Genomic DNA, 22,754 nt, shown 5'->3' with positions numbered 1-22,754 from the left:
TTTATGATCGCGATATTTGAATTGGTCAAAGACCCGTATGAGCGAAAAGCTCGGGTCATTCCGGGATTGCTGGTTTCGTTACCGTTACTCGTCCCCTTGTTGTGTGTTTACGGCGCAAAACACCCGGTACTGACCAGTGTCATTGGCTTACTTGGCGGATGTGGTGCCATTTACGCGCTCGCCAGCGTGGCCCGCGGGCGTGGGAAAAAGCTTGAAGAAAAGCTGGTCGCGCTATGGGGTGGGATGCCGACCACCTTGGCGCTACGCCACAGTGACAAATTTTTAGATCGCATCAGCAAACAGAGGTATCACGCCGCGATCACTTCAAAGCTAGGCATTGCTATGCCAACCGCGCAGGAGGAGGCGAGCGATCCGGCCAGTGCAGACGACATCTATATCGGTGCAACAAAACGACTCAGGGAACTCACTCGCACCAACAAGCAATTGCTACTCAAGGAGAACATCGCTTACGGCTTTCACCGCAACATGGTAGCCATGAAAGCCGTCGGCATTTTTTCCTGCCTTTGCGGACTGGTTTATGGCTGTTTGATTGCCGGCGTTCTTCGTGTCAAACCTCCACAAATCGAGTTGATCCACTTTGCTGACCCGGGTCTTGCCGCTGGGCTTACCATTCTCATTTCGGGTGCCTTATTGCTGGCATGGCTCTTTTATTTCGACAAGGATGCGGTCAAGCGAATGGGTTTTGTGTACGCGGAGCGTTTGTTTGAATGCCTTGTGACTATGCCGGCGCCAAGAGGGCGCAAGGCCAAAGTCGCCGCGGGAGAGTAGGGCTGGCCAGTGTTGCGAGCGGCTCTAACTAAGTTCAGTCGGACCGTCTCGGTTGATGATGCTATCGCGGCAGCCAGCAGGCTCGACTGGGTTGCAGTTGCTATTAACAGGCGTACGTATTGATGAGCTTCGCTTTGCGACACCAAGTCAATTTGATCTGGAGCGAGGGCTCTGGATTTCTCCATCCGAGGTTTTGAAATAGTCACAGCTGATGATGTGCAAGCAAAGCAAGCGGCCGCAAGACGTTCCTCCTTACTCTGTGCCAGCCTTAGCCCAGGCCCGAAATCGAGCGTCATCTGCTTGGCGCGATGCGCTCTGGTCACGGCTATCTATTTGCAAGCCATGGCGGTCCGATTAAACCATCGTTGAGAACACTCTGGGCCTAGCTTACCGGCCATGGTATCCGAGCCACGATCACAATAGCCTGGGTATCCCAAAGCCTGTGGACCGTCGTTGGGGGGCGGCGGACGATGACGCATGCGGCTCTGATAGACGTCTGTTTTGCCTGCGAAAACCAGTGCCTGATGCCATTGAGGCCTCTCATATTGCTATCGTGCCTGGAGTTGTAGGCTGTTCAAAGACCTCATCGTGCACCTTTACGTCCAAACATAGGATTACTCTCGGTCCAAAGACCATCCTCCACCGCTTGAATGACCTCAGCAGGGACGTCTGCTGAAAATCGCCAGACCTGAATTTGCAGTTCACCCTCAATATCGGGTAGCCAGCGGTTGATGTGCATAGCGTATGTGTCTTTGTGACCCATCCCCAAGTGTTGTTTGAATCTGCTCATCAAGGAACTGGAGCTGCCAACATAAAATATGTTTGACTCCTTATGAATACGTGCATAGGCGCGCCCCTCATGCTTCGTTGATTTTGCGTGGCTGAACGCGTCATAAAATTGCTTGCAGGAGGTGCTGTCTTCTGTCGATATCCGATAAATGTAAGAAGTGCGGGTTGGAGAGCTTTTTACCCAAGCTTGCAATTCCTTCATATGTTCCTCGAGGCAATTTTTGTGAATCGCCGAAAAAGGAATCCTTGCTTTCATTTCAGATTCAAAGGTGAGCTTCTCTATTTGCTTGGCAAGCCTGTTGAAATGGCTTGCGATCCCGCTCAGTAACGACTGATCGATCATTTTTCCTTAGGTCCTGTTTTTTCTGGGGCTTGTTATACCGATATCGTAAGTGCAGCTGTCTGCTGCAGTTGGCGAGCGATTGCGTTCATTTTCGTCAGGCAATGCAGCCAATGCTTCGGAGCCACATGGGGGCATTGGCGCAGCTTGCGGAACTCACTTTCACGGAAGTCGTGTGGCGGAAGATGGACGGTGTCGGCTGGAGTCACTACAGCGGCCGTCTTCACGCCAGTCGAGGGGCGACTTTTCGTTGAAGTGTTACACGATTGAATTCACGAGAGCCTTTGTGGGCCGTACCTCAACGACACGGCCTGTACTCATGAATACGATCATTCCGCGCATGGCGTGGGTAATATCAAGGTAGGTCTGTACCTGTTCCTGATAGTGCTTGAGCGCAGCAGGCGCAGGGTCTACATCACTTTTCCAGTCCACTATGACGTCCGGTAATCCAGACTCCGTAAATGTCAGCGCGTCAGCGATACCGACGGTAGCAGTTTCCTGCCCGTCTTCGGCCTTCGCTGAATAGACCACGAATTCTGGAAGTAGAAATTTCCGCAGAGCGGCGACCTCGGGTAGCTCCAGGGTCCTGGTTACACAACTAGCCAGCTCCTCCGAGGCAAGACCTGTGGCTGGGTCGGCGACAGGCGTCTGTCCAAGTGCCAGGATCAGTTCACGAGCGCGATCAATGAGCGACACCAGCTGCGCATCGGTTTCGCCAGTCAGCACTTCCTCCATAAGCTTGTGCAGAATAAGCCCACGTTCGCGGCCGCCTTGCACCTGTGGCGACGTTTCCATATCGTGCGTTTGATCAACGGAGGTGCCTGTCCAAATTTCTATCGTTTCCTCTTCAAGTACAGCTCCACCGGTGCCTTCATTGCGACTCGGTGCAAGCCAACACAACTGTGGCTGGCTCGCAGCAATGGCTTCAGCCTCTCTAGCAAACCTTTCGCGGGTCTGGTAGTTGCTGTCTAGCCCATTCGTAACAACGACATGCGCAGGCCAATCCGCGAGGTGAGGTTCCGGAAGGTTCGCTAGGTCCAGGTCGAGCAGACTGGCCCATGCAGATTTCGAAGGAACTGTGTCGTGACGCGTAAGTACCAGCAATTCTCGAGCACGCGTCGCTGCTACGTACCACAGTCGGATACGCTCGCGTTCAAGTTCCTCTTTCTCTTTATCCATAGCGGCTTCATAACCCGCCGGCGAAATTTTCAGCACCTTGCAATAGAGGGTGTCGTTATGTCGATCAACTACGGCACCGCTTGCCGACATGATCTGGGTCATTGTGTTGATGGGAATTACAATGGGCCACTCCAAGCCTTTTGCGGCGTGCATCGTCACCAGCGCAACTGCTTCTTCCTGGGCATCTGGGCGGCCTTCCACTGCCCTGGTCTCATCTTCCCAGGCTGCGGCCATCGCTTCAGAGAAGGCGCGTAAGCCGGCGCCTGCATAGGTAGTCGAAAAGCTTAAGTAAAGGTCAATATTGGCCAGGGCTCGTTCGGCTTGGGCCCCATGGCGCTGCAATAGCAACGGGCGCACCTGCAGCATATCCACCGCCTGGGATAACAGTGCATGGGGTGTGGTTGAATTCGCCCGCCGATTGAGTGATTGCAGCTTTTCGATAATCCCACGGGCCAGTGGATGAGTGACGTCTGCGCTCCCAGTGCTCAGATCCAGGGAGGGAAGTCGTTCCGGTGTATCTGCATTTCGTGGCAGCGCCCACACCACATCCAGAAGTTCTTCCTCGCTCAACCCGACCAGTGGGCCACGCAGCAGCGAGCCGAGTGCTAGCGTATCGCGCCGATCGGCCAGCACTCGGGTTAGCGCGATCAAATCTTGAATTTCTTGACGCCGATAGAGTCCTTTGCCAGCCTGCGTAGCCACTGGTATCCCGCGCTGTTCTAACGCTTGTTCGTAACGCCACAGATCAGTCCCGGTGGGCGCGAGGAGAGCGATGTCTCCAGGCTGGCAGGGTCGGGTGGCGGTCCCATTGCGGTCTGCGACTGGTTGGCTACCGATCAGGCGCGCACAGAGATCGGCGACGGCTTCGGCTTCTGCATCGCGTTGTTGTTCAGAGCTGGACTTGCCGTCGGCACCTGCAGCAGCAATATTCAGTGCAGCAACGCAGGGCGTTTCACGCTCGCCATGAAAAGCCTCAAGCGCGGTGAAACCGGGTTGCCCGGGTGACGATAAGATGCCCTGGAAGCGCTCGTTGACGTAAGTGAGGATCGACGAGCATGAGCGGAAGTTGGTGCTGATAGCGAGTAGGCTGTCTGGGGCCTGCTCCTTGAATGCCTCGCGAGCCTGCACATAGGCGCTGACATCGGCGCCGCGGAATCGATAAATGGCCTGCTTGGGGTCCCCCACCAGAAAGAGCGCGCCAGGGCGGATCTGGAACGTTGTCCAGTCGTCAGGCGTACTGCCCGGCGTTCCACAAAGCCGCCAGAAGATCTCTGCCTGAAGTTGATCGGTGTCCTGGAATTCGTCGACCAGTACATGTACAAAGCGTTGCCCTAATGCACTGCACACCTCGGGATGATCGCGCAACAAATCGCGCGCTGTATATATCAGATCGTCGTAATCAAGCCTCGCAGTGGAACGTTTGTACTCACCGTATTTATCTACGGCCTGTTGAGTTTCTTCGATCACGGCTGCCAAGGCTTGAGCAGCAGCCGATTGCTGTATCTCAGTCCATGCTTGGCGGCACGCCTCATAGTGAGCTTGTGCCTGATCGTTGAGCTGAGCCCCCTCTGCCTTCGACAAGCCTGCCAGCTTGGCAGCTGTCTCCCATTTTCCTTTGAATTTATAGGCTTTGAAATCGCCCGCTTGGGTACAAAGTTCCTGGTGGGGTCGTAGCGCCAAAGCCCGAACCGTCCCCGTAGACGTCTCCAGTGATGCGCCTGCGCTTAGTTCGGCTGCAAGCTCAGCCAATTGTGAGGCTTTAATCACAGTTTCAGGTTCATGCGCACTCGCGCTGCTGGTGAAGGCTACAAAGTTGGCGGCTGCGCGTTGGAGTGCTATTTGAGCGAGCTGGATAGGGGCCGCAGCGGGAGCCGAAACCCCACGGTGCTGGCGCAGTTTGTCGGCGACAAGGTGGATGAGTGTCAGGGTCTCATCAGGGCTATGCATCACCATCTCGGCGATAACGCTGCTTCTGTTGGTATTCAGCGTCTCTCGCAGCCAGTCATCTACGATCCCATTGAATGTACGTTCAGCCGCTTGGGCGTCCATGACAACAGCGCCCGGATCGAGGTTAGCTTCAACCGGGTAGGGTTTGATCAAGCGCTGGCAGAAGCCATGAATTGTTGAGCATGTGATTTCATCAATTGCGGCGCGGGCGGTGTGAAGGTTTTCGAGCTGCGCCTCGGACAACCCATTGGGGAGCGCAACGCGAAGTTCGGCTGAGATGACACTGGAGCAAAGCTCGGAAACGAAGTTGCGTACGCGCACCAGCAGCTCACTGGCGGCGAGCTCGGTGAAGGTCACCGCAGCAATATTGCTCGGACGAATGCCATCGGCCAGCATCAGCGCGATGCGCCCGGCCATAACAGCAGTCTTGCCGGAGCCTGCTCCGGCCTCCACTAGAAACGAGCGATCGTGCTGGCTTATCGCCTGCCAGCGCGCATTGTCATCCTTGAGAACCCTGGTTAGCGCGCTCATCATTTTTCCTCCCAGATATTAGCGGCTTCGCCCAATGCTTCCGTTGCGGCCGGTAGTTTGCGTTTGCAGTAAGTGGCGCTTGCATTGGCGGGCAATGCGAATGCGAGCTCGTCATAGTTGATGCCCGCGTCAGTGCCCGGTACCGCCACGCCACTCACCAGGCTTGTCCTTGCCGCCTGGAGATAGTCGGTGAGTCTGTTCATTACGTCTTGGGAGTCAGCGAGGTGAAGACTGGTCTTATCACGCGGATAAAGCAGTGAAGCGCTCACCGCAACCTGATCCCCTAACAATGCCTTTACCGCAAAGGAGTAAAGGCAGCGCTGCAGTTCGCGCCCGCCATCCAGCTCTATTTCATCCTTTGGCTTGCGGCCGGTCTTGTAGTCGCGAACAAATGCTTTAGCTCCATCAGCGGATAGGTCCAGTCGATCGATGTAGCCGGTGATATTGAACCCCGTACCAGGAATTGGCACTGATTCGGCGGTGTTCCAGGGCAATGTTACTGAAGGCTCAGAGCTTGAGCCGCCGAAGGGCACTTCGGCATAGGCACGAGAATCCGACGGCACTCCTTCGCGTTCACTCAGTGCCCAATTTGCCATCGTGCGAGCAGCTTCCAGCGTACGTTCCCAGATAATTCGGGGAGGCACTGGGTGTTCGGTTTCCCATTGGGTGGCAACATCAGCCACCGCGGTGGCAACTGCGGTTTCGATCAAGGTATCAGGGGCATTCGCCAGGCCGTCTGATTTTTCGATGATGAGCAAGGCCTTCTCGAGAATTTCGTGGACCAGGTTGCCGTTCTGCGCACCATCGAGCACCAAAGGCTCGCTAGCGCTTTGTGGGGCGCGCCAGCCCAATCCATAGGCCCATACGAAACCAATTGGATTGCGAAGCAAATGGCGAAGTGAACTGGCCGATTGGGTACGATCGAGGATCGCATCAATCAAGGGGTGCTTGGCCCGAACAAGTCCGTCATGGGCGGTTATGGCCGTGCTTCTCCAATTGATCCAGCAACGCTGCGCGCTCAACGCTTGTGGTTGTGCCTGTAGCTCGTTCGGGCGCGCCATGAGCCGGTCGGTCTCGCTGTAAGCATGCTCAGGTACGGCGTGGCGGCGCAAATAGGCTTCCTCGGGCTGCGAGCCGAGCAGCGGACTTCGTCCTAGCAAACGTCCGTCCTTGTCTCTGCGTGCGCGGGACAGCACGACTTCTCCATCGGTGCTGGCCAGGATGATCTCGAAGTCTCGACGATCAGCGAGATTGAGCGACAGTGGATCGAGCAGCGATGTGGGAATGACATGGGGCGGGATCAGCCGATCCTCGTCCACAGCACGCGGCCACTGGGACGCGTTCAGACCTATCAAACGTACGTAACGTCGTGGCGACGCAGCTAGGGTGCTGGCAGGCATCCAGGCGATCGATATGCAGGAATCTAGCCCATCATCCTGCTTCAAGGTTTCCAGGGTTTGGTCGATGGACACCGCCGGCCCGGCCTGAAGCGCCTTGTTCCATATGGTCAACGCGCGTCCTTTGAGAAACATTTTCCCGAGCTGCGTGGCCGCTTCGGGGCCTTGGCTCAGCAGTTCAATACTGGTAAGCAATGTAGGCGTATGGTCCTGACCATCCACCCAGGAACTGGCCTCCAGGCGCGAAAAAAGTTGCTCCCACGACTTCACTTTCAGAAGTGGCGCGTCGTTTGGCAGGATGCGTTGCCAGCCTTTGGGTAGCGATTCCCAGGCTGCCGAATCACGGCAAAGAGATGCCAGGCGGCGGACACGCGACTGCGACAGGCCGTAAACCACGATATCGGCTAATGCAGCCGCTGCTTGGCCTTCACGAGTACTGACGGTCTTGATTCCGTGAACGAAATGCAGATCGAGGTTGGCATCAGCGCGCAAAGCCAGGAAGTGTTCATCGTATTCGGTGGTGGACGAGGCGGCGATCGCGATCTCGGAGGGAGGCACACCAGATACGAGCAGTTTTCGCACCCACCGCATCGCCTCAATGGACTCGTGGTAGGTCGTTGCCGCGCTAACTGCGCAGATTGCAGGTGTTTGCGCGGGCGCCTGTTGAACGCTGACTGCACTGCCATCCAACCAATCGGGCACTGGCCTCGGACCGAAGTTCCACTGTACCGAAACGTTTTGGGCCAGTGCTATGAGTAGCGGCCGCCAGCAGGGAGGTAGGTCGCTCAAGCCTTCAATAAGCACCTCGCCGAGGACTACTGCGGCATGAGCAATACGATTCTGGGCGGCGGCAGCGATATCGAGCGGGCGCAGCACCGCCGCAGGCAGTTGATCGAGTACTGCTGCTTCCAGGCGAGCGATGGCATCCAACCGGGGATGTTCGGCCGCGCGCGTGTCAAACTCGATTCCTGCATACCAAGCTTTACGCAATGTTTCCGTCGCTGCGTTAGTCATCCCGGGAAGCGTTTTGATGCTGTCCAGTTCACCCAAACCTACACAGGGTAGGGCCATTTGAATGGCCGCGCGCAGGCTTTCGTCGTCTATCGGGCAGGTGAATCCACCTGCCAATCGAACCGCCAACTGCTCAAAAGTCATCACTTGGACGCCATGGCGGCCTTCTCGGGCCAAGGCCAGACGTTGATGGCGCATGGCTAGGCGGCCCTGCACTACAACGGTCGAACGTTTCGCAAAAGACATCGCTGCTCCTTCAGAGTGATACGTAATGATCAAGCGCTTGTATTGTGCTGGCCCGCCAATCTAATGGACCTCGACTAGCTTAAACTCGGTTCGTTGACTGTTTCTGGGCGAAAAATACTGCGGTCGAGATATCCAGCGATATTGAAGCGAAAGACTTCATCAGCAACGAATCCGGTAGTGCCCAATCCCATTTTTCGTGCAGCATGTTTTCCACATCCGAGAGATGTCGAATCAAGATCGCCTGGGTCCAGACAACTGACGGCCTTGAGTGCGGCTTTTGTCTGATCGATGTTCGCGTCGATTTCTATAGCAAGGCCCGAGTTTCACAAGAAAAGCCCACATGATTGGACGTTCGAGCCTGCTAGCCTTCTATTGATGGGAAAGTCGGGTGATCCATTGCTTAAAGCGACCGCCAGCATCATTGCCGCAGTACCATTTTTCACCCACCTTCGCCACTGCCAGATCGGTGGGGCCAACTGATAATGTGCCGTTACTGCTCAGCAGGAAGCGAGCCTCTAGCAAAGGCTGGACAAGCCCATGGATGTCCTCAATGGTGTGTCGCTTCTTGAAGTTGGTCAGAGTGGGATCATCGTCGTTAGACAATTCGCCATGCTCATGGACCAGCGCTAACAGATCCTTTTGAAAGCTGGAAATTTCCAGGGGGGTCCACTCTCGACTCTGCGGCTCGTCTTTCGGTAGCCGTGAAGTTAGGACCATGTAGCTCCAACCCATGCCCTGTTCAGTTTGGACCGGCTTAGCGAGCATGAGCGGGTGGAGAACCTCTTCTTGCAAGTCTGGACCCCGATCAACCGTTACACCCAGCGCGAGCTCGATTCGGTCGTAGAGGAGTTCCAAGATCAACAGAAAGGGGTTGCTGCTACTGGAGGCCAGCCACCCCCAACCATCCAACTCGCTCCAAAATCCCTGGTACGGCAAACCGTTCGTTTTGATGACGGAAAAGCCGTCGCTGATCATCAAGTTAGGCATGTTGATTACACCGTAGCCCTGTTTGTTGACTTTGTTGTCATAAAACCTATTGATGCTGTTTCGGAAGTTTTGTTCGCTCTTGAAACCGTTGTATCCGATAGCAATTCTTACCGGTGTTAGACGTTCGCGGACAAGCGTGTGGTAGACCACACGCTTATGGAACGGCAGACTGCGGCTTTCTTCATATCGCGGTGCGGGCTCGCCAAACAAACACATATATTCGGCCGCTGGTCGAGCCGTGCTGAACTCAAGCGTGTTTTCGTCTTCCTGGCGCTGGTAATCCAGTTTTGACAATCGCAGCGTGTCATTGAGATGGTCGTAAGCATCGGCTATTTCGGTGGCCATAAGGTTTTTTTTAACCTCAATAACCGCAAGGACTTGATGAGTCGGATAAGTAAACTCATCCGTCTTTGGAACAGGAACACCCTCGCCAATCACGATCATGCAATCGATCTGAACAGACTGTTCCTCGCCCACCTGCATAAAGCCCGAAACTACTTTGACGCCGTACTCATCCAGCTTGCTTTGATTCAAGAGTTCCTTGGTAAGGCCTTCGTACATTTTACCAATGGTAGGCGCGTGTTTGATCTGGTGTTCATCGAGGACGACCTTTTCACGATCCCTGATCTTTTTCAGCAGTTCCGATAACGCGTACATGCTTATAGTCTCTCCTTAAAACTTCACATAGTCGGGCGCTTGAAGGTAAGGCCTACAAGGGCAACGGGGGCAGTCAGCGAGCCGCCGCCGTCCCAACAAGCTTGGCTTGTTAGCTACGGTCGTTGCGATTCAGGCGGTTGGTCTCCTAGCGATCAGCAGAGGGGGCTGCTTGATCGATTTTCCCCCGTTGTCGCTCCAGGGAGCTGCGATATTTTCCGGGCGGGGTCAGGGCGATAGCTTTATCAAGATCTGCAACGGCGTCTGGATCCGCTTGAGCATTTCGCACCTTGTAACGGTGAGCCAAGAATGTGCCCAGGTACTTTTGCTGGTCCTCCTTAAGGTTCCGAATGGCGGCATCGATGAGGATCAGAGCACCGGGGCTGTCTGTTAGCGCGAGTCTTACCTGCGAGAGTCGGTGAGACACGAACGCGTCGGCGTCGTGGTCGGGGATCCGTCGCAATACCGTCTCGGCTTCCGGAAACTGCTGTAGATCGATCAGTACCTCACCATGCTTTTGCAGTTGGTAAGGGGCCGGCTGAATAATTGAGTTGTAGTAGCGAACAGCCTCGTATTGTTGATCGCGGTTCGGCGGCCATTGGGACTTAGCTAGCTTCAACAGGACCTCGCCGATCGCCCCTGAGGCCTGGTCGTCAGCCGTCTCTGCGTTGGGAACAGGTATGGTGTCAAAAACTCTTTTGAGTCTGGCGGGGTCATGCCATGACCAGTGGCGCGCTACGGATGCGAGCGCCGTGTACGCTTGTTCAAGACCCGCATCTGCCGCCTCGATTATTTCCCTTTCGATCAACTCGGTATGCTTGTCGAAAAGGTTGTTCAGAGTGGATCCCTTGGCCCAGCTGAGGTTTTCGACCACACCGAGAACAACTGAACTGCTGACCGTTTGCGGAGTTTGTGCGGCGGTTAGAATCTCATCGGCAAGTGCCACGGCGCGCTCATCGCCGTAGAGTCGGATAAGTTGCAGACGAGTCGCTTCCAGTGGTATCGGGCCGGCCATCACCGCCTCGAACTGCTCAGCCGCAGCTTCGGTATGCTTCAGGATCTTTAAGGCCTTTCCCCAATGGTGCTGGGCTTCGGCAAGTGAGCGAGGATGGCTAAAGGTGAGCGCTAGAAGACGCGGAAAAAGAGACAGCCGAATTTCCAATTGGTCCTTGGCGGCCTCAACTGACTTAACTTTTTCGAACCGGTACCAACTCTCAATGGCTTCGAGAATCAACCGGACCTCCACATAACTAACCGGTGTGGCGCGTTCTTTCAGCCGATCAAGATAGGCTTCGGGTGATTCAAGGACGTCTGGCTTCATCTCCTCCGGGCGCCATACCGTCAACAAGGCGACCAGGACGGCAGGGGAGAAGCGGGTCTTGGCGGCTGTTTCCAGTTTGGTGCGAATGTTCGTGGCCAATACGCGAAGGGCCAAGCTTTCCTCCTCAATCAACACGGTCAGGTGGTGTTCGAATTGTTGATCGAGGTCTGCTGCCCGCTCAGGCGTCAGCCATCCTTGAACCTTGAGGCTTGCATAAACCACATCATGAAGGCGAACGACATTCGGTCGATCCGCTGCGAGTAAGCCTTGGCCGCCAATTTTCAGCATGCCGGGTAAACGAATGATGGATCGCAAGAAGCGGCGGTCGCAGCTTGATTGGCCGACCCACTCGAAGACCGCGAGCTCCGCCGACAACAGCGATTTCAAATGGCCTAGAATACGATCAGCCAAACGCTCGCGTCCGTCAGCGAGTTCAGTGAGACTGCCACAGTCTTCGGCAATCTCGCTCCAAGGGATACCTGCGAATACGGCCTTGTTCACCAGTGCCAAACTCAGAGGATGGCCTCCGACGACAGTCATCAGTGCCTTCAATACTGCCTCGGGGCAGGGCGTGGCCATGTTGCGATCCAGGATCTCCCTGGCTTCCGATGGCGTGAGCGCTGGAATCTCAATATCGCCCACCTCAGTCTCACGTCTCGTCACCAATATGTGACTGCCTGGGCTTACCAGCGGCTTCAAATCATTCAGGCTGATATGCGGGGGAAGATCGTCGATAACCAGTAAGCAGTGCCGCGTTCTGAGCATCCCCGCTACGTTGAGGTCGGCCCCTCCGCGCCACAAGTTGAGCGAGGCGAGGTCCGAAACTCTTGTGAGTTCTGCACCTTCGACCCAGATCGGCGTCTGGTAACGGTTGCCTCGGCCATTAACGTATGCCGCTGCGGCATCGGATTTGCCGCTACCGGGTAAACCCGAAATGGCGACAACTGGGTTGGCGTCGTTCAATGCTGTCTCAATAGCCTGTTCGACAGTGCGCAACTCCACTCGGCAGGGATCTACTGCTGGCAGGATGAGGGTTGCCTGGTGTTCATTCAATACTCGCTCTAGTACCGGCAAATGTTCGACGAGAGCCCGAACTGCCGCATCGTCAAGCAGCAACTCATCAACGATGACTTCGGCAATCCGGCGAGCATCGTAGTAGTGAATGGTTCGGTTCTGTAAACCGGGCCACGCACTGACCCGTTCTTTGGCGGTGTTAACTTCCTGCACGGTGGCAGTCTGTGAAGATACTAGGTAGATGTCCTGCACATTGGGGTGCTTGCGCAGGACGTGTAGCAGATCGTTGGACGGCTTATTCCAGTGTCCATGAAAATACTGTTTGTCTATGGAGTATTCGGCGGCGATTTCGCCTGCATCGTCGACGCTGTCGACGGTGCCCCCTATCGGGTTGAGTTGCGTGTTGAGCCCGCGATGAACCAGTCCAGCATGGAGGTGGTGGTCGAGAAACTTGGCACCGAACCGTTCGAAAACGGAACCGCCACCGACGATCTTGATGCCCTCAATCAGCCGTTCCAGATGTTCTACTCGCTGCGCTTCACGCATTGTGACTCTCCATATGATTAATCGCTGTCCTGCGTACACTTGGATTACCACAACACGGAACCGCTTTCTGCAGCATACAGCCGAGACTGCCGAGCTGGCCGGATGTGGCTCGTCGGTGTTTCCGTGTGGGTTCTTTCAGTGGATCCTCCCAATTCCAAGCGCGCGTCTGAACGATATCATATCGCCATGCTCGGCGGCTGGCGGTTCAGCCTCGATCCATCAAAATTCGGAGCGTAATTGAACGGTCACCCATAGGACAAATCGAGTGGGGCGAACTCCTGACTACGATCGTACTGCTTTTAGAATCGCCAGTGCACTGATTGCTATCCGCAGCGACAACGGACCGGAGTGCATCAACACCAAGTTGCTGCTTTGGTCTGACCGACACGGCATCCGCCTGGAGCATATCCAGACGGGTAATCAGTGGCAAAATACCTAAGTTGAGCGCTACAACCACCATACGGCGCGCTACGATTGGGTGGGACATTACTTGTTGACTCCATCGCCGAGGTGCAAGAGCACGCCACGCGTTGGATCTGGACATACAATCACGAACGGCAAAACATGGGCCTGGGAGGCTTAATCCCCAAACAGAAGTTGGCCCTCGCGGCCTGACCTCTAATTCTGGTGAGCACTAAAAAATGGGGGAATTACCCAGTTCTTTATCCTCTCCAAGGACGGATGGCCGACGCGCTTAAACTTCCTGAAGATTTTCCAGACCAGCTGTGCTGAGTAAGCAGTTTATCTTTGACATTTCAGCGCGATGGATGCATATGAGGTAGCTGGGGGCGAACCTGGCCGGACCCTTCTGGGTAGAGGCATCGGAGGGTGTAAACAATGGATCTGTTTCAGGACGACGTGCCGGTGATGGCACAAAATCTCTCTTTGAGCCAACTTGGCTCGTCGCCCGAGGCGTCATCTGAACTGCCAGCAGAGGTGAGACTGGTTGCGGCCGTCTCTCGGCTTATCGATTTCCACCAAACCCGCAGTAGTGGTGGGAGTATTTCGACCCCTGAGGTTCCTGAGTCCGCAGCAGGCAACCTTCATCTCGCAATCTCGTTGATCTCTGCGCTTGGTCGCTGGGAGCTGGAGCAAGGTCAGACTCTGGTCTCGATCAAACTCCTACAGCAGATCCTTAGCGAAGACGTGCAAGCCTTCGATGAGGCAGCGTTGGAACACTGCATCCTGTCGCTTTCCCGTCCACGAGAAATTCGTTACGGCGTCCAGACCACAGAGGGCATTGCCTACGCTCGCACCAGCGATACGACGCGGCTTCTGATCTTTGATAGCAGCTTGAGACAGGTTGGTCTTACCGATAACGCGAGACTGTTCATCCGTGTGGCTGAGCTAAAGGACAGCTGGTTGTACAGCGATCTAGATGCGCAGCGTCTGCTAGCCGCTCTCGAGCGGCGGCAGTTTGGGGATATCCCGCGCTTCTGCCGGGAGATGCTTCGAGATCTTGCGGCCAAAGCCCGTCAGATTTCGGATGTTTCGGAGCGACCAGCTTATACCGATCTGCGCGATGGCTTGATTCGCGAGGGCGTCACCATCAGCAGTGCACTTCGGGATGCTGCAGACCTAGTGCATAAGGCGATGCAACACCTCTTCTCGCCACCTGTAGTAAGCGCCTTCGATCTATGGAAGGTCTCGAACAACATTTCGTATGAGCTGAGCAATCTCCAGGCGGAGATGGAAAACGTTCTTCAGGTGACGGAGAGTCTTTCCAGGAAATTCGTGCGCTTTCTGACCGATGCGCAGAAGGCGCAAACAGTTCGAAGCCCATCGGTAGGTTTTTTGGAGCTGGTCCACTCGCTTCATTCGCGACCAGATGGGTTCCTTGAGCAACTCGAATCTGCAACGACCGATTTTGTCCCCTGGTCCCCCGACCTGGCCTTCTTTAGCCCCGATCTCATCGCTGGCGAGATCAGCCTCTCGAGGCTCTATGCCCAAAGTCTACCTGCTCCGCCCAAGCTCTCGTTCCGCCAGACCGATCAGGTGGATGATCGTGTTGAACAGGTGCATGAATTCCTGTTGCGCAATGCTGAGCTGATAATTGATTCGTTGAAGGTTGGCCCCAAGCCACTCGAAGAGCTGATGAGTCTTGACGGGTTGGTCTACGAAGGGGGGGAGGGGCTAGCCGACTTCACAGGTATTTACTCCTACCCTGAGGTCTTCGAGGTGGGTAACCAGAGCATCCGAGTGGTGCATCAGGACGACCTTATTGAGGTTTCATCAGAAAACTCCGTGCTGGTTACCAATAATCCGATTCTGTCCCTGGAGGAAGTAGCTGATGTCCCCAGCTGAGCAAGGCTTCGTTTTCTCGATGCTACTAAAACACCGGGAACTCTCCACCCGTCCAATAGGGCGCTCGGCGTTTCCCGAAGAAATACGAACAGCTCGAATCTTGTACGACTGTGGGCAGACGGTACTTGATGACTTCGATGAATTTCTCTCCGGGCAAGGTCTTGGGTTGCGGATTCTTGATGGCATCGCAGACCTCGCTATTCCGGACCAGAGCGGGCGCCCGATTGTCTACTACCTCCTGTGCCGTCGGTTCGGTGAGGAGGCTCCGTCCTACGTGGACGTCCGGGCATTCTTTTCGGATTTCCGCGACCGGCGTCGAGAGCGCAGCGCTGATGACGAAGCGGTGGAGTTGAACAAAACATCCTCGGTGTTTTGGATTGCGAGGCTTTGGTTGACCCTCCAGTACTTCTTTTACGATCGAATTGATCGGCCGGTAGGCAACCTCTACAACTGGCGCAACGCCATGGTGAAGGAGACAGACTTCATCACTCAACTGAAGACCGATGTCGAGACGATGGGAAACGCAGGTCGCCCTGAAGGCGAGGCTGGGCTTCTTTGGGACGACTATTGGCAAAAGCGAGAGAGCATCCCTCAGATCGCTCGCCGGTTCTTCAAGCTCATGAAGCAGTACCGAATGATCGAGCCGACTGACCAGGAAGGAATCTGGCGTCAGACACTGGTGGCTGCCGTGGATATGTCTGGTATCGCTGACCGCTCGTTGCGCTACTTGATGCCCGCGACGGATCAAGCGCTTTTGCTTCGCTCCCAATCGCTCATCAACGGCTACGAAGAGTTTTCTATAGGAGAGGAAGATGCCCCTGATTCACGCATTTGAGGTCTCAAACTTCCTGAATCATCGACGAAAATCTCCTTGGATGCCCGACTGGCCCTGCAATCGCTTTCTGCTGGGTGGCTTCCATGCGGCGCTCAACATTCCGAACGGGCGCGGCAAAAGCACTATGATGTTGATGCTCCTGGCGATGCTGGCGGGGAAAACAAAAAAACTGAATCAACTTATGCGAACACACGGCGCGCCGGAGTTTACAGGTTCATTCACGCATCTGCGCGTCGAGATCACTCACCGCAATCCTGACCACGAAGACCTGCTGCTGGGGCTTGTTGGACCCAGCGATGGCGAAAGAATGGTGTTCGGTATCTATGGCAACGCGAGGGAAAACCGGGCATTCGACTTCTACGCCTATCGAGGGACGCTAGATGACTGCCCTCTGGGAGTGCAGGTAGGGCCGGTCATCGACCTGTTCTCTCGTGAGGAATTTTTAGATTGTCTGAGGAAGCGCCCAGGTCTGTTTCCATCCAACCAGAAGGAGCGGCAGGACGAAGAGTGGCGGCGCTTCATCGCGGAGCACTTCGATTCGGCGGCAATTCAGCAGCAATACGCATATCAGTTGGCGAATGCTGCAGAGGGGGCAAGCACGTACTTTGATGTCGCCTCCAAGACCGGCAACTACAGCGCTGAACTGTTCTACAAGCACCTCGCCCCTGAGCTACTCGCAGATGTGATGGGGAGTTACAGCGAGGAAGATGAACGTGGCATCGAAGATACTATCCATGAAAAGGCCAGTAGCGTGGTGCGGGCGCGCAAGCGAACTCGGGAGACAGCGCGCGAGCTGGGAGAGGCTAATCGTGTTCTTGAGTGCTTGAGTGAACTCGACGCTGAAGTGCAGCAGATTGAAGCGGCACAAGCCGATCTACATGCCACACGGCAGCCATTGATTGAGGAGCTTTGCGTTCTTGAGGACGCCGTCGTCACGAATCCGATCGCAGGTTCACCCAGGGTTCCTTCTGCAGATGATCCCGATCTGTATCTCTACATGCTTCTCCAGCGCAGCGAATGGTGGATCACCGATCAGGGGCTCGCATTCCTGCTGAATGAGTCTGTGAAAACTATTAATCAGCGAGCAATGAGGGCCTTGGTTGCACGCACCGACATCACTAGCGTCCAGAAATCGCAAGTCATTGATTTATATTGTGACCTTGCTCGTCGAACGCCTGATCGCGGGGGGCATTCAGCCAAGCTTTACAATCTGCAGGATGCTCTGACTGTCTGCTTCGACGCGATGAAAAATTGGTCGGGAGAGGACAGCGAAGCCGTTGTTTCGCAGTTGAAAGCGGCTTTTGCTTGGGCGAAGGATCAGGCAGATACCAATCCGGCTCGTCGCGAGATCCGAAAGGCTAATCTTCAACTAGCTGCTATCGCGGCGCAGAGCCGCGTTTTGGAAACGGAGAGCGCATCGCTTGATGAAAAAGCTTCCGAACTGAGGCAAGAGGAAGAAGGCCTTAAGAGCGGCGGCATGGCTTGGGAGGCGCTTCAGAAAAGCGGCTACTTCAGTGAACAAGAGCTAGCTGACCCAACAAACACTGCAGCAGCTGTCGCGTCTGAAGCCGCGAGCGCCAACCAGGGGGTCGATGACCACAACAAGATCACGTCCGAACGTCGATTAGTTTTTTTGCAGTGGCAAGCATTCCAGGCCGAATACGGTGACGGCACCTCTCCAGGAGCGCTGGCGGAAGACCTGGAGCAAGAGAAGACCGTGGCAGAGCAACAGTCGAAAGACGCGGAAGGCCGCCATGCTACCCAGAAGGACTTGGTCTCGGGATTGTCTCGGGAACACGAACAGGCTAGATCCACCGTAGAGCAACTTCGCCAAAGTCATTCCAAGGTGCTCCACCATCTCCCTGGCACCTACAAGTTCAAGGAGATGTTTGCGGGTGAACCTTCGGACGGGTTGGAGCAACTAGTTCGCAGCCAGCTAGATGATGCCAAAGCGAAGCACAAGCGTTGCTCTGAAGATATGGGAGCACTCTTTGGAGCAGTCAAAGCGCTCAATGTATTCAATCAAGCGTATCCAAACAGTGACCCGGCTCAGTGGCTCCGTGCGCGAGAAGATGCGCGAAAGGAATTGATAAACCAAAATGCAGCCACTCGCATGGCATTGGGACGTTCGCAGGAGTTGCTGCAGCGCGCCGACAAGCATTGGCAGACAGCCATTCCATTTGAGCTGCGCTTCTCGGGATCCTCGACTGACGGGTTGGAAGCGAACGTTCTGAACGAGCTCCAAAGAGCGCAAGCGTCGCTCGACCAAGATGAGTCTGCCCTGCGCTCCATTCAGCCTGACTTGGCGGCGATTGAGCAGTTTCAGCATCGCTTCCCCAACATGCATCCTAGTGAGTGGCTGGCAGACCGAGACCAGAAGTCGGCTCATGCGGCCGAGCAGATTTCTGCAAACGGGCCGCGATTGGAATCGTCACTTGCTCAGCACCAGGTCGTTTTGGAGCAGAGGGCTCAAGCTGAAGGATATGACACTTGGTTCTTGAATGAGGATCCATACGGCCTAGCGGGCAAGGTCGTAGCACAGTTGGAGTCAGCAAGACAGCGGCGAATTGATTTTGCCAAAGCCCTGACTCACATCCAGGCAGAGCTTGATGCTGTCGATGCGTTTAGGACCGAGGTTGCTGAGGTGGAGCCCGGTCTCTGGCTTGAACAATGGCGTGCATCTCGTTCTGACGTTGAGCATGCTCTGGCCGAGAAGCGCGGAGAATATGAGCGCGTCGCTGAGCGGCGCCGAATCCTCGATAAAGAGCCTGTAGTACCGAATGCAACGGCACGTGCTGCGACGGAAATAGCGGGGACTGCGGCTCAACCACTTTACGCTTTTATCGAGTCTCTAGAGCTCAATGAAGCTCGCAGGGAAGTGGTTCTATCGCTGTTCTCTGCTCTGATATTTGCTCCCGTGCTGTCCAACGTTGAAGCTGCTGCCGAGGTCGCTGTGCGATTGGCTGCAGCCGATATTGACGTGCCCGTATTGGTTGCCGGTCCGCTGGCCGAGTTTTGTCGCAGCGGATCAATTTCTTATCGAGATGGAGTGGCTGATAGCTGGCTAGTAGGAGTGAAGACCTGGCCGGTAGCTTGTCTGCTAGACCCTAATCTTCTTCTGCAAGAGCGCGCTCGCCTTAATTCTTTGCTCAGTGAGCTGCTGAGCCATATTGGCGACCTGAAGACAAGCTACGAGCGGTTCGTGGCGCAGGAGCTATTTGCTCGTATTGCCGCGCGGGCCCAGGACGCGATTGAGCGCGGGATCCCTGATCGCGGAAGTGAGCTCAAAGCCCAGATCCAGCGGATCGACGAGGCCCTCCCAGCACTTGCGAATCGTGCCTCTGATGATGCTCAGCGAACGATTGAGTCTCGGATTGTTGTCACCGAAGTATTAGGCCTGGAGTCCGGCGCTAGCTGGGATTCCATTCTGCACTCCATGGCTGAATTGGATAGCCGTATCCAGGAGCTTCAATCCTGTATCAGTGAGGCGCAAACTATTCTTGCCGAGCTTGAGCGAGATGTGGACCAGGAAGCTAATGCGGCCATCGCTGCGAAAGCCATTGGTGAAGGCAAACCGTCTCAGGCAGAACAGCTGTGCGGATCCATTGCCCGTCTTCGCTCTGCATTGCCCGGTTTTGAAGATAGGGTGACGGATGAAGCTAGGTCTTCTATTCGCGCCATGGCAAGCCTTCAGGACTTGCTTGGACTTGCTTCTCACGCCTCCTGGCAGATCGTTTTGGAAGCACGGTCCAAGGTTGAGGAAGAGCAGGCCGTCCAGGAGGCAAAGCTCAAGGAAATTTTCCAATCGATCGAGGAGTTGAACCAGTCTTCATCGATTGAGTCCTTCGCACGCGAGGCAGCCGCGGCCATCGAAAGCGGAGTTCCTGAGCGACATACCGCATTGGTGTCGCTGAACATTGATCTTGGCCAAAGGATGCCTCTGCTTGAGGCGCGAGCTTCGTTCGATGCACTTACGTCCATTCGAGCCATGTGTGCTGTAGAGCAGGAGCTGCAGGGCAGATCGATTGATGAGTTGAGTCTTGCGATTGAAGCGGCGGATACCAAGCAAGGCGACCTCTCTGACGATCTCGCTACCAACCAGACATTACTCCAGGAGCTGGAACAACTGGGCAAAAAATGCCGGGAAAGACTTCTCCAAGCCTATTCACAGTACCACCAGATTGATGACCTCAGAGGTCTCCAAGCCTTCGCAGATCACACGGAATATGGGCCCGACTTCATGAGTAGGGCTGACGATACAAGCGTCCACCTTGAGCGTGCGCGAGACCATGCTCAGCGCAGAGCTGCGTTCGATTTTCAGGGCGTGACGCAGTTTGTGGACAGCGGAGGAAGCGCTCGCCTGACGTCAATTCAGACGGAATTGGGGCAGGGAGAAAAGCGCCGGCTAGACATTGCCGAGGTGCTTAAGACCAATCTGACTACGCATGAACAACTACGGCAGGCCCAGGATCCGCTTCGAAGAGCTGCTCAGATCATTGACGAGTCAATTATACGAGTGCGACGTAGCTACCTAGAGCGCAAGAAAGTGATACCTGACGCCATCGCTCTGAGCCCCGAACAGCTCCGCAGCCACGAGCTTTATCAGGCGTTTCATCCTAAAGGCGATTTCTTGCTCATGGACCTCGCGCGCAGCATGGATCAAGCCTGTGAAAGACTAACGTCGGAGGAGGCTGAGCAGTTGCAGCAACGCTACAAAGATGCTGACCAGAATCTCCAGCGTCATACGGAGAATTTCATTAAGCTTATCGACAAGGCGCTGGGCGACTCTTACCTCAAGTTGCCTGAGGTGGCACGCACGCAGCTACGGCAAGCGCGACAAAATCCATCGTTAGTCACTGCGATGCTACAAGCGACCCAGGTGTCTTACACTGAGAACCTGAAGGTCAACACGATTGCTGATAATCACCTTACTGAGGAGCGTGCTGGACTCAGCAGCTGGCTTACAAACTTCACGCTACGCCTGCCCGACAACCTTAAGACATTGCGAAGTATCTTCTCCCCCAAGGTGGACCCAGTCTCCAAGACTGTCCTTCGGGCTGGGTTCATCATCGAGGCAAAGGTTATCGATTCAGAGGGAATCCAGGCGTTGATCGAATCGATCATCCAGGATGTAGAGGATTACGAGGCAAATGATCAGGCTAAGGAGTCCTTCGTAAGGGATACCCTGAAGCGCTCGTTGAGAGACAATATCCGCGAGAACTTCTATCGGAAAGTCATCGTCAGCCCGCGCATCTATCTCGTTCTGCCCGCGATGAGTGCGGTAACTCTCGAGATGGAACGCAACATGGCAAGCTCCGGCCAGGGCATCGCAATCACCTTCCTGTGGATCTTGCGGCTTTCTGAGTTCATCAGTGAGCGAGAAATCCGTCGACAAACCGTTGGGCGTGCACAACGTAAGCGGATGCGCGATAGGTCCACAGGCTTCACCATTCTGGACGGTGCCTTCTCGCACCTGTCTTCGAAAAACTTGATCGCCGAAACCTTGAAGGGGATCGAGGATACGACGGGCCGCTTCCAACTGATTGTCACTGTCCACGATCCGGCCTACCAGAATGACTTCAACCGGTTCCCGGCCCTGGTTGTAGCGAGAGAGATGCAGGGGCATTACATGCGCGCCTGGTCTCACCTGAATGAAATAGGAGAAACAGATGCTTTAGGTCAGAACAGCCTTGCTACCTTCCAAGCCATACGGGTGTTACGACCAGCCTCAACGGAGGATAGTCGGTGAGCATTGATGACCGGTTGCCGGAGCTACAAGATGCAATCTGGAAACGACTTGGGAAAGGGTCTTTTCTGAGGCCAACTGGGTTACTGGAAAAGCTTGGTAAAGACCTGGGAATTCACCCCGACGACGTCCGGCGTGGATTTATTCGTCTCAAGGAGCAGGGGTGGTTGGGAAACGTGGCATCCAATGGAATTCCGCTCGGCCAGGTCAGTATCCTGACTCCGAAGCCAGCGGAAGCTGAACCAGCATCGCTATTAGCTTGGCGCTCGGCGTTACAGCGCTGTGCCTTGGATGAGGGGGCCAAGGCTCTGCTCGAGACAATACATTTGGTGACTGATGGATTGTCTCCAGAGATGTTGGAACGTTTGGCGGCCGGACTTGGCCACTTGCGAAACGAGCTTAACCAACCCTCAACAGAGTCGATGTTTGTCATTAGCTCCAAGCACCTACTTGGGTCATCAAAAGTCATCGGCAAACTTCCGGCAGCTACGTTGCGACAGTTCTGCCCCTCCCTGTTCGCCCAACCAGATCGCATTCCATATGTGGTGACTGCTGGTCCCGCGATGCCAGAGCGAGTCGTGCTGATTGAGAATCCTTGGGCATTTGAGCGCGCCATTGAGGCGGGCCTGGCGAGGCGTCACGCATTGATTGCCACTTTTGGCTATGGGCTGTCCAAGAGCGGTGATGCCTATGGCAAGCAGTTGCAGAACCTGCTTACAGGAAATTGGTCAGCCCTGATCCAATTGCGGAGAAATTCCGAAGTAGCAGAGATGAGTGAGTTGCTCACTCATCCTAGGATCGAGTTCTGGGGCGATTTCGACCTGGAAGCGTTTCGGATATACCGGAGTCTGCTTAAGCGCATTCCGCAGCTTGTTCTTAGTCCTCTTTACGGGCCACTGCACTCCCTCCTTCAGGCAGGCAAAGGACATGAGTATCATCAGATCACTGGTAAGGAGGGACAGGCTCCTTTAAGCGCCGATGAGTTTGCGGACCTGCCAGAGATCCAACAACTTGCGGAACTGTGCGCCAAATGCGGCTTGGATCAGGAGTGTCTCTCGCTGCAAGAAATTGCCGCCCATGGCGAATCCGAACACCAATTTCCATGCTAAGTGGTGGAG

At 55.2% G+C, this 22,754-nt stretch carries 10 protein-coding genes and 1 pseudogene; 6 read left to right on the top strand and 5 right to left on the bottom strand.

Annotated features, from left to right (window positions below; translation table 11 throughout):
* Nucleotides 1-3 precede the first annotated feature (3 nt).
* Nucleotides 4-789, top strand: a complete 786-nt coding sequence (locus ACODSJ_RS02565; protein ID WP_489100241.1) for a hypothetical protein — start codon at nucleotides 4-6, stop codon at nucleotides 787-789.
* Between the two features lie 583 nt (nucleotides 790-1,372).
* Here the strand turns inward: ACODSJ_RS02565 and ACODSJ_RS02560 are convergent.
* The 5 genes from ACODSJ_RS02560 to ACODSJ_RS02540 form a co-directional block, all read right to left on the bottom strand.
* Nucleotides 1,373-1,921: a GIY-YIG nuclease family protein gene (locus ACODSJ_RS02560; RefSeq protein ID WP_024698759.1), complete on the bottom strand. Its 549-nt coding sequence runs from the start codon at nucleotides 1,919-1,921 to the stop codon at nucleotides 1,373-1,375.
* 255 nt (nucleotides 1,922-2,176) lie between these two features.
* On the bottom strand, nucleotides 2,177-5,575 hold the full coding sequence (locus ACODSJ_RS02555) for a UvrD-helicase domain-containing protein (RefSeq protein WP_489100240.1): 3,399 nt from the start codon (nucleotides 5,573-5,575) through the stop codon (nucleotides 2,177-2,179).
* Nucleotides 5,575-8,229 carry a PD-(D/E)XK nuclease family protein gene (locus ACODSJ_RS02550; protein WP_489100239.1) on the bottom strand — a complete coding sequence of 885 codons (2,655 nt, stop codon included), beginning with the start codon at nucleotides 8,227-8,229 and terminating at the stop codon, nucleotides 5,575-5,577. Before ACODSJ_RS02550 ends, ACODSJ_RS02555 begins: the two co-directional genes overlap by 1 nt.
* A 369-nt stretch (nucleotides 8,230-8,598) precedes the next feature.
* On the bottom strand, nucleotides 8,599-9,873 hold the full coding sequence (locus ACODSJ_RS02545) for a DUF6602 domain-containing protein (protein WP_489100238.1): 1,275 nt from the start codon (nucleotides 9,871-9,873) through the stop codon (nucleotides 8,599-8,601).
* Between the two features lie 145 nt (nucleotides 9,874-10,018).
* Entirely contained in the window at nucleotides 10,019-12,751 is a 2,733-nt protein-coding gene (locus ACODSJ_RS02540) for an NB-ARC domain-containing protein (protein WP_489100237.1), read from the bottom strand.
* A gap of 322 nt (nucleotides 12,752-13,073) precedes the next feature.
* On the opposite strand from ACODSJ_RS02540, the pseudogene ACODSJ_RS02535 reads away from it, so the two are divergent.
* The 5 genes and pseudogenes from ACODSJ_RS02535 to ACODSJ_RS02515 all read left to right on the top strand — a co-directional run.
* A pseudogene (locus ACODSJ_RS02535) lies at nucleotides 13,074-13,366 on the top strand (integrase core domain-containing protein); the annotation flags it as partial.
* A 222-nt stretch (nucleotides 13,367-13,588) separates the two neighbouring features.
* A complete protein-coding gene (locus ACODSJ_RS02530) occupies nucleotides 13,589-15,055 on the top strand; it encodes a hypothetical protein (RefSeq protein ID WP_489100236.1) in 1,467 nt (488 codons plus the stop codon).
* On the top strand, nucleotides 15,042-15,890 hold the full coding sequence (locus ACODSJ_RS02525) for a hypothetical protein (protein WP_489100235.1): 849 nt from the start codon (nucleotides 15,042-15,044) through the stop codon (nucleotides 15,888-15,890). The genes ACODSJ_RS02530 and ACODSJ_RS02525 overlap by 14 nt, the downstream gene beginning before the upstream one ends.
* Complete coding sequence (locus tag ACODSJ_RS02520; RefSeq protein ID WP_489100234.1) at nucleotides 15,868-21,639, top strand: coiled-coil domain-containing protein; 5,772 nt, start codon at nucleotides 15,868-15,870, stop codon at nucleotides 21,637-21,639. Before ACODSJ_RS02525 ends, ACODSJ_RS02520 begins: the two co-directional genes overlap by 23 nt.
* The gene (locus tag ACODSJ_RS02515) at nucleotides 21,636-22,745 is read left to right on the top strand and encodes a hypothetical protein (RefSeq protein WP_489100233.1); all 1,110 of its coding nucleotides are present in this window, start codon (nucleotides 21,636-21,638) and stop codon (nucleotides 22,743-22,745) included. The genes ACODSJ_RS02520 and ACODSJ_RS02515 overlap by 4 nt, the downstream gene beginning before the upstream one ends.
* The last annotated feature ends 9 nt before the right edge of the window (nucleotides 22,746-22,754 follow it).

It is taken from the genome of Pseudomonas sp. FG6 (genome assembly GCF_057809015.1).
Note: the sequence above shows the minus strand (reverse complement) of the source record. Positions and strands in the feature narration are given on the sequence as shown.

Excerpts from the sequence above, each read along its gene's own strand:
- ACODSJ_RS02560 (WP_024698759.1), bottom strand. The coding sequence starts at position 1,921 with ATGATCGATCAGTCGTTACTGAGCGGGATCGCAAGCCATTTCAACAGG.
- ACODSJ_RS02555 (WP_489100240.1), bottom strand. The coding sequence starts at position 5,575 with ATGAGCGCGCTAACCAGGGTTCTCAAGGATGACAATGCGCGCTGGCAG.
- ACODSJ_RS02530 (WP_489100236.1), top strand. The coding sequence starts at position 13,589 with ATGGATCTGTTTCAGGACGACGTGCCGGTGATGGCACAAAATCTCTCT.
- ACODSJ_RS02565 (WP_489100241.1), top strand. The coding sequence starts at position 4 with ATGATCGCGATATTTGAATTGGTCAAAGACCCGTATGAGCGAAAAGCT.
- ACODSJ_RS02540 (WP_489100237.1), bottom strand. The coding sequence starts at position 12,751 with ATGCGTGAAGCGCAGCGAGTAGAACATCTGGAACGGCTGATTGAGGGC.
- ACODSJ_RS02550 (WP_489100239.1), bottom strand. The coding sequence starts at position 8,229 with ATGTCTTTTGCGAAACGTTCGACCGTTGTAGTGCAGGGCCGCCTAGCC.
- ACODSJ_RS02525 (WP_489100235.1), top strand. The coding sequence starts at position 15,042 with ATGTCCCCAGCTGAGCAAGGCTTCGTTTTCTCGATGCTACTAAAACAC.
- ACODSJ_RS02520 (WP_489100234.1), top strand. The coding sequence starts at position 15,868 with ATGCCCCTGATTCACGCATTTGAGGTCTCAAACTTCCTGAATCATCGA.
- ACODSJ_RS02545 (WP_489100238.1), bottom strand. The coding sequence starts at position 9,873 with ATGTACGCGTTATCGGAACTGCTGAAAAAGATCAGGGATCGTGAAAAG.